The organism is Rhizobium sp. ERR 1071, from assembly GCF_007828675.1.
In the GTDB taxonomy this organism is placed as follows: domain Bacteria; phylum Pseudomonadota; class Alphaproteobacteria; order Rhizobiales; family Rhizobiaceae; genus Rhizobium; species Rhizobium dioscoreae.
In genome coordinates this window covers 828,265-842,013 of sequence record NZ_VITM01000002.1, presented here as the reverse complement: position 1 = coordinate 842,013, position 13,749 = coordinate 828,265, and the positions used below count along the sequence as shown (strand labels likewise).

The window sequence follows — 13,749 nt, the reverse complement described above, 5'->3', positions numbered from 1 at the left end:
AAAGCATCGCGGCAGAGTTTTGCCTATATTTTAATCAGAACACCAACTCAACGATCACCGAGCATTCACTTTCATCCAGATCATAACACCGCGACGCAGTTTTCCGTCGACTGGCATATGTCTTGCCTATCGCCTTTCAGCTTTCACATAGCCACGATTGGAAGGACATTCGATGAAGCGCAGACAAATGCTCATGGCACTCGGAATTGCGATGCTCGCAATGGGGTCGGTTTCCGCCCCTGACGCAGCTCGGGCGGATGCCTTGAGCGACATAGCCTCGCGCGGCACACTCCGCGTCGCCGTCCCCCAGGACTTTCCGCCCTTTGGCAGCGTCGGCACGGACATGGCACCCATGGGCTATGACATCGATATGGCCAATCTGATCGGCGAAAAACTCGGCGTGAAAACGGAACTCGTTCCCGTCACCAGCGCCAACCGCATTCCCTATCTGCAGACGAACAAGGTCGATCTGGTGATCTCAAGCCTCGGCAAGAATCCGGATCGTGAAAAGGTCATCGATTTCTCTGAAGCCTACGCGCCCTTCTTCAACGGCGTCTTCGGCCCCGGCGATGTCGCGGCAACAAAGGCGGAAGACCTTTCCGGCAAGACGATCGGCGTCACCCGCGGCGCGATCGAGGATCTGGCATTGACCAAGATCGCGCCGCAGGACGCGACGATCAAGCGCTACGAGGACAATAACGGCACCATCTCCGCCTTCTTGTCCGGACAGGTCCAGCTGGTTGCGACCGGCAACGTTGTCGCGGCGGCCATTCTCGCCAAGAACCCTCCGAAGAAGCCCGAGATGAAATTCCTCATCACCAACTCCCCCTGCTTCATCGGCCTGAACAAGAACGAGCCGGCGCTGCAGAAGAAGGTCAACGACATCGTTGCCGCCGCCAAGGCGGACGGGACGCTGAACAAGATGTCGCAGAAGTGGCTGGGCGCCGACCTGCCGACCGGCTTCTGATCAACGCAGGACCGATCGTACCGTCATTCGGCGGCGTGATCGGTCCGAGCAGGGCTTTCTCCCATGCGCTATCATTTCGATTTCGGCTGGCTGGCCGAATACTATCCCACGCTGATCAAGGGCGTTCTCGTCACGGTGGAGTTGACCCTTATCGGCGCTGTGCTTGGCATTCTCCTTGGGATCGCCTGCGCCTGGGCGCGAGCACTGGGTCCAGGGTGGCTCAAACCCTTCGTCGCTGCCTATGTCGAGCTCATCCGCAATACGCCGTTTCTGATCCAGCTCTTCTTTATCTTCTTTGGCCTGCCCGGCATCGGCGTGCAGATGAACGAGATGACGGCTGCCAATCTCGCGATGATCATCAATCTCGGCGCCTATAGCTGCGAGATCATCCGCGCCGGCATACAGGCAACGCCGCGCGGGCAATTCGAAGCCGGCGCCAGCCTGGCCATGACCCGGTTCGAAACCTTCCGGCATGTCGTCCTCGTTCCGTCCCTGCAGCGCATCTGGCCGGCCCTGTCATCGCAGGTAGTCATCGTTATGCTCGGCTCTTCGGTCGTCTCGCAGATCGCCGCCGAAGATCTGACCTTCGCGGCAAACTTCATTCAATCGCGTTCTTTCCGCGCCTTCGAAGCCTATTTCGTCTCCACGGCGATCTACCTCGCGCTGGCGATCCTGCTTCGACAGGTACTCGCGGTCGTGGGCAAGATGATCTTTCCACGCAGGGTCCGCCAATGATCCAATTCACCACATGGGATATCCTGCGCGGCCTGCTGCTGGCCGCGCGCTGGACGGTATTGCTGTCGCTCGTCTCGTTCGCCGGCGGTGCCATCGTCGGCGCAATCTTGCTGTTCCTGCGGATCGGTAAGGCAAAGGCCGGCCGCATTGCGGTCAGATATTTCGTCGAGCTGTTCCAGGGCACTCCGTTGCTGATGCAGCTCTTCCTGGCCTTCTTCGGTCTCGGGCTTTTCGGGATCGACGTGCCGGCCTGGCTGGCTGCCGGCGTCGCGCTCACCCTCTGGTCATCAGCCTTCCTGACCGAAATCTGGCGCGGCTGCGTCGAGGCTGTTGCCAAGGGGCAATGGGAGGCTTCGGCCAGTCTGGGGATGGGCTATCTGCAGCAGATGCGTTACGTCATCCTGCCCCAGGCGCTGCGCATCGCCGTGCCGCCGACCGTCGGCTTCTCCGTGCAGGTCGTCAAGGGCACGGCCCTGACCTCCATCATCGGCTTCGTCGAGCTATCGAAGGCCGGCACCGTCATCACCAATGCGACCTTCCAGCCGTTCACCGTCTACGGCTTTGTCGCGCTCATCTATTTCGCCCTGTGCTGGCCGCTGTCAAAAAGCAGCCAGATCCTGGAGAGGAAGCTCAATGTCGCTCATCGAAATCACTGAAGTCCGCAAGAGCTTCGGCACCAACGAAGTCCTGAAGGGCATCAACCTCGATGTCGAGCCCGGCGAAGTCATCGCCATCATCGGCAAGAGCGGTTCGGGAAAGTCAACGCTGCTGCGCTGCATCAACGGCCTGGAAACGATCAATGACGGCTCGATCTCCGTCGCGGGCGCACAGCTCCTGCCCGACGATCTGCATTTGAAGGCCCTCCGACTGAAGGTCGGCATGATCTTCCAGCAATTCAATCTTTTCCCGCACCTGAGCGCGGGACGCAATGTCATGCTGTCCCAGATGGTCGTCAAGAAGACCGCCAAGGCCGAAGCCGAGGCCATGGCGCGGCGCATGCTCGACCGTGTCGGCCTCGGGCACAAGTTCGACGCCTATCCGGATGAGCTCTCCGGCGGCCAGCAGCAGCGCGTCGCCATCGCCAGGGCACTTGCCATGCAGCCGATCGCGCTGCTCTGCGATGAAATCACCTCCGCACTGGACCCGGAACTGGTCGCGGAAGTTCTCGCCGTCGTGCGCGAGCTGGCAAGCGAAGGCATGACGCTGCTGATGGTGACCCATGAGATGAAATTCGCCCGCGACGTCTGCTCGCGCGTCGTCTTCATGCACCAGGGCCGCGTGCACGAAATCGGACCGCCCGGCGAAGTTTTCGCCAATCCGCAAACCCCAGAGCTCAAGCAGTTCCTCGGCATTCATTGAGAGCCGACAAGTCCCGCTAACCGGTTCTTTGAACCATGTTGTTCCAAGCACCTGGAGCAATGCCGAACGCCTTCTTGAAATGCCGGGTCAGATGGCTCTGATCGGCAAAGCCGGTTACGGCTGCCACCTCCGCGATCGACTCTCCCGCGCCGATCATCGCCTTCGCCTGCTGCAGCCGCCGCATCAGCAGGAACCGATGCGGGCTTGTTGCAAAGGCGGCGCGGAAATGCCGCGCAAGCGCAAAGCGATCGAGACCGGTGATGCGCTCCAATTCCTGCGAGCGCACACCTCGTGTGACATGCGCCTCGAGATAGTCTCGCGCAATCTTCACCTGCCCCCACGCAATGCTGCCCAAGCGCCGTTGCGGCAAACGGGCATGCTGGACAAGTCCGTCGGTGAGCCGCGAAACGAAATCGTCGACGAAGAGCTCATCCAGCTCACGATCGAGCTCGCCAAGCGCCGCCAGCAACAGGCCGGCAAGACGATTGTCTTCCACCACGGGATCATCGACGAAAGGCAGGCCGACACGCGCCGCCTCAAGGCATTGAAACAGCACCGACGGTTCCAGATACAGCATCCGGTACACGAGGCCGTCCTCGGTCGCTGCCCCGCCGTCATGCAGTTCGTCCGGATGAAGAATGATCACCCGCCCCGGCAGGCTGTAGCGCTGTTCGCCACGATAACGGAATGTCTGCACGCCGCGCATGGTGACGCCAAGCGCATAGGTATCGTGCCGATGCAGTTCGAAGGCATCGCCACGAAACTGCGCCTGGATGCGTTCGATGCCCGGATAGGCAGGCGCAGACAGGATGCGGTTGGCCTCCGGTGTCACGCACAAATGTTCAAGACCCTCGAAGATCTGTCCGGCTACATCCTCGTGCAATGTCCCATTTCCAGACTGCATGAAAGTGACCATCGATGTTCGATACCAAAATCGCGATCGTTCTGCGAAACGACCTTCAATCCTGGCAAAAGCTGAATGTAACGGCCTTCCTATCCACAGGCATAGCCGGACAACATCCCGATATCATCGGCGAAGCCTATCGCGATCGCACCGGCAACGTCTACAACGCTTTATCGATCCAGCCCATCATCGTGCTCTCGGCTGACAAGGAGAGCATTGCCGCCATCCACCGCCGCTCGCTGGAGCGAGGCGTCACCTCTTCCATCTTTATAGAAGAAATGTTCTCAACCGGGCATGACGCGGCCAACCGCGCCGTCTTTGCCGAATTTACGCCGGAAGATGCCAAGGTCGTCGGCATCGCCTTGCGCGCCGACAAGAAAATCGTCGACAAGATCACCAAGGGCGCAAGCATGCATGCGTGATCGGACGCGCAAAGAAAACGGCCGGATCGCGAGACCCGGCCATTTTTGTCCAGAAAGGCTTAGCCGTTCTGCGTGATCGGTGCGATCTGGATCTCGACGCGGCGGTTCTGCGCGCGGCCAGCCTCGGTGGCATTGGTTGCGACCGGCTGCGACGGACCGAAGCCGATGGCCGACATGCGGCGCTGATCGATGCCCTGGCTGCCGAGGTAGGACGCGACCGATCCGGCGCGGCGCTCGGACAGATCCTGGTTATGCTGCAGGCTGCCGGTCGAATCCGTATGGCCGTTGACGTCGATCAGCGTGCGGTTGAACTTGCGCAGAACGATCGCGACGGAATTGAGCGTCGGGAAGAATTCCGGCTTGATCGCATCCTGGTCGATATCGAAGGTGATCGCCGAAGGCATGTTCAGGATGATGCGGTCGCCGACGCGGGTAACCGAAACGCCAGTGCCCTGCAGCTGTGCACGCAGTTCGGACTCCTGCTGGTCCATGTAGTTGCCGATACCGGCACCCGCGAGCGCACCGACGCCGGCGCCGATCAGCGCGGCATTGCGGCGCGAGGCCGGCGAATGACCGATCAGAAGACCGGCAACGGCACCGACGCCGGCACCGATCGCCGCACCGCCTGCGGTATTCGATACCTTCTGCTCACCCGTATAGGGGTCGGTGGTGGTGCATGCGTTCAAAAAGGCTGCCGCAAGGGCAAGAATGGCAATTTTCTTGATCATAGAATCGTCGCTCTCCGGTTCGATGGCCGCAGCAGATATGAAGCATTGCGGCAATATCATGAAGAGAAATCTTATCCAGACCCTTGTCCCCTGTGCATAGAGCGTCAGCAGAGCTTTTGCAGAAGCCGGCGCATGCGGACGTGCGGAGCCATTCACCCGCCAGCCTGTCAATTTCAGCCGTTCGCTGCAATCAATGGTTCTGGAAGAGTTGCAGAACCGTATTGTAGCTCGCGTTGGCAATCGACAGAGATTGCAACCCGAGTTGTTGCTGAGCCTGCAGCGCCAGAACCTTGCTCGACTGCTGTTCCATATCGGCATCCACGAGTTTGCCGACCCCGCTGGTCAGCGAATCATTGAGATTCCTGGCAAACTCGGTCTGAAGATTGATACGCGCCTCGAGGGAGCCGAAGGCGGATCCGATCGTCTTGAGCTGGTTCAGCATTCCCGTCACGGTGTTGACCATGTCGACAATAGCGCCCCGACTCGTATTCGCATCGAGCGAAATCTCCACCTGGCCGCTCGTATTGCCGTTTTTGCTGCTGATGAGCACATAATTCTTGGCCGCTCCGGCTTCGGTGGCGAAAGATGTCGACGTCAGCACGCCATATCCGCCGGTGCCGCTTGACTGATCGTCGATCAGATAACGCGCATCGGCCGAGGTGATTGGCCCCGTCGTCGAGCTGACGCCCGCATAGCTCAGCATGCCGATCGTTACGGTGCCGTTGGTACCCCGGATAAGGGAGCCTGGAATCTCATGGGGGTCAGTCGGGTCCGCGCCATCTTGCAGCACGGTCCAGTTGACGCCGTTGAAGGTCGCCGACTCCCCAACGCTGCGCAACTGCTGCTTGAGCTCGGTGATCTCGTCGTTGAGTGTCGTTTTGTCGACGCTGGTCTCATAGGCGCTGACGAGCTTCGTCCTGATCTCGGTCACGACATCGATCGCGCTACCGACACCCGTGGAAGCGGTGCTGACGGTCGAGGCGGCGAGACCGAGCGCATCCTGAACCGACGAAATCGCGCCGATGTCGGTATGCGTCAAAGTCGAGATTTTCCAGTAGGTGGCATTGTCTCTGGCCGACTGAACCCGCAGGCCTGACGACATCTGTCGCTCGGCATTACCCAGTTTGGTCTGGGTGTCCCTCAGCACTTCCAGTGCTGTATTCACAGAGGGACTGACCCTGATGAAGGTCGAAAAAATACTCACGGCACATGAACTCCGGACGCAACAATACGCAACAAATACAAGGAGACATCGGAACCTTGCCGCGGGCGCTCATGCGCGCGGGCCGAGCGTGTCGGCGAACGGGGAGCGAGGCAAAACAACACCTGCGCTCCAGCGGTTACATACCGACATGATTAGCAAACATGCTTAAAAAAGCGCTAAACGATACCCCTGATTTACCATAAATAAGCGCAACGCCTGCAACGGACCAACCTGCCGGTGCCGACCTACTCCGCCGCGCGAAGATTGGCGAGCTTCGCGCGCAGCGCCGCATCCGACATCTCGTCATGCAGGCGCTGCTCCTCATGCGTCTGTGGCTTCGCAAAGCGGGCGATCAGCAGATAGGCGACGGGTGTGATGTAAAGCGTGACCAGGGTCGCAAACCCAAGGCCGCCCACAATGACCCAACCGAGAGCAACGCGCGCTTCTGCGCCGGCCCCCTCGGCAAAGACAAGCGGTACGCCGCCAAGGATGGTCGCGATCATCGTCATCATGACCGGGCGCAGACGCAGTGCGCAGGCCTTTTCGATCGCCTCGCGCACGCTTTCGCCCTTGTCGCGAAGCTGATTGGCGAACTCGACGATCAGGATGCCGTTCTTGGCCATGACACCGACAAGCAGCACCAGGCCGATCTGGCTGTAGATGTTGAGGCTCGATCCGGTGATGACGAGCGCAAAGACGGCACAGGCAAGGCCGAGCGGCACCGTCGACATGATGATGACCGACGACAGCACGCTTTCGAACTGCGCGGCAAGCACCAGGAAGATGATGACGATGGCAAAACCGAAGGTCAGGGCCATGCCGCTGGAATTTTCCTCCAGTGTCGCCGCTTCGGCGAGCGGCATCAACCGCGAACCAGGCGGCAGGAGTGGCGTCGCGATCCGTGTGATCTCCTCGACCGCCTGCCCGAGCGACATGCCGTTCTTGAGCCCGGCGGTGATCGCAACCGAAGCCAGCTGCTGCTCGCGGGTCAGCTGCGGCGCAACCGCATTCTCCTTCAGCGACGCGATGACAGACATCGGCACGATCTTGCCGTCGCCGGTCTTCAGGAAGACGTTTTCAAGATCCGTGGGATCATCGATCGGCCGCATCGTCGACGTCAGAAGCACCGGATAGGATTCGCCGGCGACGAATACGTCGACGACGGAGCGGCCCTCAAGTAGCGACTGCAAGGCCACTGAAAGGCCTGAAATGTCGACCCCGAGATCGGAAGCGCGCTCACGATCGATGGTGACGGAGACCTGAGCCTGTGTCGGCTCGTTGTTCAGCCGCGGCGTATCGAATTGGCCGGTTTTGTCGAGTTCCTGCACGAGTTTCAGCGCTGCATCGGTCAGCGCTTCGTGATTGTTGCCGATGAGCGCCATCTGCACGCCGCTGCCGGCGCCACGAATGCGCAGGCTGTTGGCCTGGATGACATTGCCGCGAAGAGCCGGCACGCCTGCCATGGCCTTGTTGATATCGGTGACAATATCCTGCTGCGTACGATGGCGCTCGCTCCAGGGGGCCAGCGTCAGCACCATGAAGCCGCTGTTCTTCTGGGTGTTCATGCCTGAAATCGCGTAGATATTTCGTATGTCGCCGCTGTCCATCAGCGGCTGCAGCCGCTCTTCGACGCGCTGTAATTGATCCTTGGTATAATCGAGGCCTGCGCCTTGCGGCGTGGTGAGACGCAGCATGACCATCGCCCTATCCTCGCTCGGCGTCAGCTCGCTCTTGACGTTTATGAACGCCAGGACGGCTGCAGCCGAAAACACGGCGCAGAAGACGATGACGACGAAAGGCGCATTGAGACAAGCCTTGAGGGTACGACGATAGACACCGGAGAAAAGCTCGCCGAAACGCCCGAGCGCGCCATGCTCCTCGCGCATCTCCTTGGTCAGCATGCGCGAGGCAAGCATGGGGCAGAGCGTCAGCGCCACGATCGACGACAGGCCGACGGAGAAGGCAAGCACGAAGCCGAATTCGCGGAACAGACCGCCCACCTGCCCCGGCAGGAAGGAGAGCGGAATGAACACGGCAGCAAGCGTGGCCGTCGTCGCAATGACGGCGAAGAAAACTTCGCGCGTGCCAAGCACGGCGGCAGCGCGAGGCCCGATCTTCTCCGCCCTGCGCCGCACGATATTCTCGAGCACGACGATGGCGTCATCGACCACGAGGCCGGTCGCAAGCACGATTGCCAGCAGCGTCAGGATATTGACCGAGAAACCGACCATGTAGAGCGCGGCAAGCGTGCCGATCAGCGCCACCGGCATGGTGACGACCGGTATCAGCGTCGCCCGCCAGTCGCGCAGGAAGAGATAGATGACTGCGGTGACGATCAACGCCGACAGGACGAGCGCCAGCACGACCTCGTGGATCGCCCCCTGAATGAACAGGGCATCGTCGCTGGTGATGACGATGCGCGTACCCTCGGGCAGCGATTTAGACAGCTGCGCGACGACGGCCTTCACGCCTTCGGAAATATTCAAGGTATTCGACTGCGCCTGACGGATGATGCCGAGACCAACGCCCTGCACACCGTTCGAACGCAGCGCGGTCGTGCCGTCCCTCGGTCCGAGCGTCACGGTGGCGACATCGGAAAGCCGCACGCGGTTCTTGATGATCAGCCGGGAGAAATCCTCCGGCGTCTGTAGTGCCGCCGTGGCGCGCACGACGATATCCTGCCGCGCACTCTTCAGCGATCCGGCCGGTACATCGAGTGCTGCGGTCGCAAGCGCCGTCGTCAGGTCGCCGATGGTGAGACCTCGGCTCGCAAGGGCGGCCTGATCGACATCGATGCGGAAGATCTTCTCCTGATCGCCGTAAAGCTCGACATCGGCGACGCCCTCGACCGAAGCCAGCCGGTCGGTGATCTCCTTGTCGACGAGCTGTGTCAGGTCATCCATCGTCAACGTGGTCGAGGTGACGGCAAGCCGCATGATCGGCTGCGAATCCGAATCCGCCTTGACGATCTGAGGCGCATCCGCCTGATCGGGCAATTGTTCGGTGATGCGACCGATGGCGTCGCGGACATCATTGGCGGCAACCGAAAGATCGGTCGCGTCGGAAAATTCAAGCGTTACCCGGCTCTGACCGAAGGAGGAACTGGAGGAAACCGACTTCAGGCCGCTGACGCGGGCAACCGCCCCTTCGATGATCTTCGTCAGCTCCTGATCCACCGTCTGCGGCGATGCGCCATCGAATACGGTCCTGACGGTCACGACGGGACGGTCGACATCGGGCAGTTCTCGCACTTCGACGCCGAAATAGGCGGCAAGACCGGCGACGACCATCAGCGTGTTGAAGACCAGCGCCAGGATCGGCCGGCGCACGAAGAGTGCGGTAAAGGATTGCTTGGCCGCTGCCGAGCCGGCATCCGCCACATCGTTGCCATCGGTCATCATTGGGTGATGACCTCCTTGGCCTGGGCGACATCGCGGGCAAAGCGAACCTCGCCACCTTCGGTCACGCGCTGCAATCCTTCGATGACGATGAGATCGCCATTGCGGAGATCGCCACGGACCAGCACCGCATCCGGATTGCGCTGCACGATGCTGACGCGCACCTTCGAGGACTTGCCGTCAACGACGCGCCAGACATGCGCACCCGCCCCATCCCATTGGACGGCGAGCGGATCGACGGAGGGATAGGATTCGCCGGCAAAGCGCATGCCGACATTGAAGGACATACCGGCGCGCAGAACATCGGAAGCATTATCGATGCGGGCGCGCACGCGCAGCGTCCGGCTTGCGCCGTCAACACGATTGTCGACTGCCTCGACAACGCCCGAAAATACGCGCCCCGGCAATGCCACCGACGTCGCTTCCACCGGCTGGTCGACCTTGACTGTGTTGGCGAAGCGCTCCGGCACCCAGTAATCCACCAGGATTTCCGAGCGGTCGTCTAGCATCACGATATTGGTCGTTGTCGTCACATTGTCGCCGACGACCACGGGCACGATACCGACAATCCCGTCGATCGGTGCGACCACATCGCGGCGCTTCAGCGCCAGCTCGGCCGATTGCAGCGCTAGCTTTGCGCCCTGCTCCACGATCTCGGCATCGAAAACATCCATGCGCGAGACTGTGGATTTGATATTGCGGTAGAGCTGGGATTTTTCGACAGCACTCTTCAGCGCCACTTCCGCCTGGCCGCGAGCGATGATCTGCTCGTCGTCGTCGAGACGCGCCAGCACCTGCCCCTGCTTCACTCTGTCGCCTGACTTGATGAGAATTTCCCGGATCGTACCCGCCGCTTGCGGCATGACGACGACCGAACGGATGGCGTCGCCGGTACCGATCGCGCTCAGGCGATCGTTAACAACACCGCTGACCACAGGCTCGGTGACGACAAGCGGTATGTTCTGACCGCGCCGTCCACCGGAGCTTGCCTGCGTCTCCGACTTTCCGTCCGCCGCGCCATCGCGCGGAGCAATCCAGGCCACGACAGTCTCGGGAACGCCGACCTTCTGCAGCAGGCCCGCTGCGCTGGGCATGAAGGCCACGACAGCGGCGATGCCAGCTGCCAGCAAGAAAAAAGACAAGGAAAGCTGCTTCCAGGCGGTCATGCACGTCTCCGGCTCGTTGTGTCAGAGGCGATGAAATCGCGTCGTTGGTTTTTGTGACCCCTCATCCACCCAGCGCACTTAACCGGGGGTCAATTTCGGCTCGGACGGCTCCATAAAGCAAGATTGTGCCCGATTTGCTGCAATATCGTGTTTTTGAGCATATGCCGCAAGTTTCGCCACAGATTATGACAAAGTTGTAATCTTAGTGCGGACAACGAGACGTTTTACCCGGTGAATGGGCCGACCCATTTCCACATGAAAACAGCCGTCGATCGAGTCTTATGCCCTGTGAATGTGCACTTTTTGTTCTAGTTTCGGCCCGTTTCTTTTGCCTTTCGGGGTAGAATCATTACATTGGGCGGCATGACCATTGGACATGACGATATTCCCTTCTTTGACGAGGAGCCGGAGCACGTGGCGCCGCGCCGTTCCGCGCCGGCTGCCGGCAGCATTGGCGGCGGCATTGCGGCCCGCGCCATGGCAGCACGCGACAGCGGCCGCCGGCCCGATTATCTCTCAGGCCTCAATGCAGAACAGGCGGAAGCCGTGGAAACGCTCGACGGCCCCGTTCTGGTGCTTGCCGGCGCCGGCACAGGCAAGACGCGAGTGCTCACGACGCGCATCGCGCATATCCTGTCCACCAACCGCGCCTTCCCCAGCCAGATCCTCGCCGTCACCTTCACCAACAAGGCAGCCCGCGAGATGAAGGAGCGTATCGCGCTGCTGGTCGGCGGCGCGGTCGAAGGCATGCCCTGGCTCGGCACCTTCCACTCGATCGGTGTCAAGCTGTTGCGCCGCCATGCCGAGCTGGTCGGCCTCACCTCGAGCTTCACCATTCTCGATACCGACGATGTCGTCCGCCTGATCAAGCAACTGATCCAGGCCGAAGGGCTCGACGACAAGCGCTGGCCGGCCAAGCAATTTGCCGGCATGATCGACACATGGAAGAACAAGGGCCTGAGCCCCGCCGATATTCCGGAAGGTGATGCCCGCGCTTTTGCCAATGGCAAGGGCCGCGAACTCTATGCCGCCTACCAGAACCGCCTGAAGACGCTGAACGCCTGCGACTTCGGGGACCTTTTGCTGCATCCGATCAATATGTTCCGGCAGAATCCTGATATCCTCAAGGATTATCACCAGCGCTTCCGCTACATCCTCGTCGACGAGTATCAGGACACCAATACGGCGCAATATATGTGGCTACGCCTGCTGGCGCAGAGACAGAAGGGCGAGCCGCAGAATGTCTGCTGCGTCGGTGACGACGACCAGTCGATCTATGGCTGGCGCGGCGCGGAGGTGGACAACATCCTCCGCTTCGAGAAGGATTTTCCGGGCGCCAAGGTCATCAAGCTCGAGCGCAACTATCGCTCCACCGAACATATTCTCGGTGCTGCCGCGCATCTCATCGCCCATAATGAGGGCCGGCTCGGCAAGACGCTGTTCACCGACCGCTCCGATCCGGACGACATCAAGGTGCAGGTGCACGCTTCCTGGGATTCCGAGGAAGAAGCGCGCGCCATCGGCGAAGAGATCGAGCAGCTCCAGCGCAACAAGCACAATCTCAACGACATCGCCATCCTCGTGCGCGCCTCCTTCCAGATGCGCGAGTTCGAAGACCGTTTCGTGACGCTCGGCCTGAACTATCGCGTCGTCGGCGGCCCGCGCTTCTACGAGCGCCTCGAAATCCGCGACGCCATGGCCTATTTCCGCCTCGTCTGCCAGCCGGCCGACGATCTCGCCTTCGAACGCATCATCAATACGCCAAAACGCGGTCTCGGCGACACCACTGTCCGTGCGCTGCATGATTACGCCCGCGTGCGCGATATCCCGATGCTGGCGGCAGCGGTCGACATCATCGAGACGGATGAGATGAAGCCGAAGGCGCGCAAGGCGCTGTTCGACGTCGTGCAATCCTTCCGCCGCTGGCAGGGCCTGCTCGAAAACACGCCGCATACTGAGCTTGCCGAGCAGATTCTCGAAGAGTCCGGCTATACGGACATGTGGAAGAACGACAAATCGGCAGAAGCGCCGGGGCGGCTTGAAAACCTCAAGGAACTCATCCGCTCCATGGACAGCTTCGAATCCATGCGCGGCTTCCTTGAACACGTCGCCCTTGTTATGGATGCCGAGCAGAACGAAAATCTCGACGCCGTCTCCATCATGACGCTGCACTCTGCCAAGGGTCTGGAATTCGACACGGTGTTCCTGCCCGGCTGGGAGGAAGGCTTGTTTCCGCATCAGCGCTCGCTCGACGAAAGCGGGCGCGCCGGCCTCGAGGAAGAGCGCCGCCTCGCCTATGTCGGCATCACGCGCGCCAAGCGCCGCTGCCACATCTGGTTCGTCTCCAACCGCCGCATCCACGGCCTATGGCAATCGACGATCCCCTCCCGCTTCCTTGACGAACTGCCGGAAACGCATGTTCAGGTCGCCGAAGTAGAGCAGTCCTATGGCGGATATGGCCGCGGCGGCTACGGCCAATCCCGCTTCGACAAGGCCGATCCCTTCGCCAACACCTATTCCACCCCCGGCTGGAAGCGCGCCCAGGCCAACCGCAACGATGCGACCCGCGACAACTGGGGCAGCCGCTCCGGCCACGCCGTCGAACGCATCGGTTACGGCGAAAGCGGTCCGAAAGTGCGCACCATCGACGGCGAGCTGGTGGCCAAATCCACCTCCTCCGAACCCTCCAAATTCGCCATCGGCGACCGCGTCTTCCATATCAAGTTTGGCAACGGCAATGTTTCGGAGATCGAGGGCAACAAGCTGACGATCGAATTTGATCGCGCTGGGCAGAAGCGCGTGCTGGACGGGTTTGTCGAGCGGGTATAAGGGAACGAGTTCTTTTTAGCTGACTGCCGCAAGATAT

11 protein-coding genes are annotated in these 13,749 nt (G+C 60.8%); 6 read left to right on the top strand and 5 right to left on the bottom strand.

All coding sequences use genetic code 11. From position 1 onward, the window contains the following. The first annotated feature begins 187 nt into the window (after positions 1-187). The 4 genes from FBZ99_RS09390 (at position 188) to FBZ99_RS09375 (ending at position 3,061) form a co-directional block, all read left to right on the top strand. Positions 188-967 (top strand): transporter substrate-binding domain-containing protein, encoded by a 780-nt coding sequence (locus FBZ99_RS09390; protein WP_246661092.1) that lies wholly within the window; start codon positions 188-190, stop codon positions 965-967. Positions 968-1,030: 63 nt separating this feature from the next. After that, positions 1,031-1,702, top strand: a complete 672-nt coding sequence (locus FBZ99_RS09385) for an amino acid ABC transporter permease (RefSeq protein ID WP_145632634.1) — start codon at positions 1,031-1,033, stop codon at positions 1,700-1,702. Then, positions 1,699-2,358 (top strand): amino acid ABC transporter permease, encoded by a 660-nt coding sequence (locus tag FBZ99_RS09380; RefSeq protein ID WP_113390627.1) that lies wholly within the window; start codon positions 1,699-1,701, stop codon positions 2,356-2,358. Before FBZ99_RS09385 ends, FBZ99_RS09380 begins: the two co-directional genes overlap by 4 nt. Beyond that, entirely contained in the window at positions 2,336-3,061 is a 726-nt protein-coding gene (locus tag FBZ99_RS09375; RefSeq protein WP_113230542.1) for an amino acid ABC transporter ATP-binding protein, read from the top strand. Before FBZ99_RS09380 ends, FBZ99_RS09375 begins: the two co-directional genes overlap by 23 nt. Positions 3,062-3,077: 16 nt before the next feature. Here the strand turns inward: FBZ99_RS09375 and FBZ99_RS09370 are convergent, their stop codons facing one another. Next, a complete protein-coding gene (locus tag FBZ99_RS09370) occupies positions 3,078-3,965 on the bottom strand; it encodes an AraC family transcriptional regulator (RefSeq protein ID WP_371864913.1) in 888 nt (295 codons plus the stop codon). A 14-nt stretch (positions 3,966-3,979) separates the two neighbouring features. Here FBZ99_RS09370 and FBZ99_RS09365 point away from each other — a divergent pair, with 14 nt between their 5' ends. Beyond that, complete coding sequence (locus FBZ99_RS09365; protein ID WP_113351993.1) at positions 3,980-4,387, top strand: DUF2000 family protein; 408 nt, start codon at positions 3,980-3,982, stop codon at positions 4,385-4,387. Between the two features lie 59 nt (positions 4,388-4,446). On the opposite strand, the gene FBZ99_RS09360 is transcribed toward FBZ99_RS09365, so the two are convergent. From FBZ99_RS09360 to FBZ99_RS09345, 4 genes are all read right to left on the bottom strand, one after another. Beyond that, complete coding sequence (locus FBZ99_RS09360; RefSeq protein WP_069612829.1) at positions 4,447-5,115, bottom strand: OmpA family protein; 669 nt, start codon at positions 5,113-5,115, stop codon at positions 4,447-4,449. 190 nt (positions 5,116-5,305) lie between these two features. Beyond that, entirely contained in the window at positions 5,306-6,319 is a 1,014-nt protein-coding gene (locus FBZ99_RS09355; protein WP_113351992.1) for a flagellin N-terminal helical domain-containing protein, read from the bottom strand. A 245-nt stretch (positions 6,320-6,564) separates the two neighbouring features. Next, the gene (locus tag FBZ99_RS09350; RefSeq protein ID WP_442966446.1) at positions 6,565-9,720 is read right to left on the bottom strand and encodes an efflux RND transporter permease subunit; all 3,156 of its coding nucleotides are present in this window, start codon (positions 9,718-9,720) and stop codon (positions 6,565-6,567) included. Further along, positions 9,717-10,883, bottom strand: a complete 1,167-nt coding sequence (locus tag FBZ99_RS09345) for an efflux RND transporter periplasmic adaptor subunit (RefSeq protein ID WP_113351991.1) — start codon at positions 10,881-10,883, stop codon at positions 9,717-9,719. The genes FBZ99_RS09350 and FBZ99_RS09345 overlap by 4 nt, the downstream gene beginning before the upstream one ends. Positions 10,884-11,246: 363 nt before the next feature. On the opposite strand from FBZ99_RS09345, the gene FBZ99_RS09340 reads away from it, so the two are divergent. Next, a complete protein-coding gene (locus FBZ99_RS09340) occupies positions 11,247-13,712 on the top strand; it encodes an ATP-dependent helicase (protein ID WP_113352055.1) in 2,466 nt (821 codons plus the stop codon). Positions 13,713-13,749: the final 37 nt, after the last annotated feature.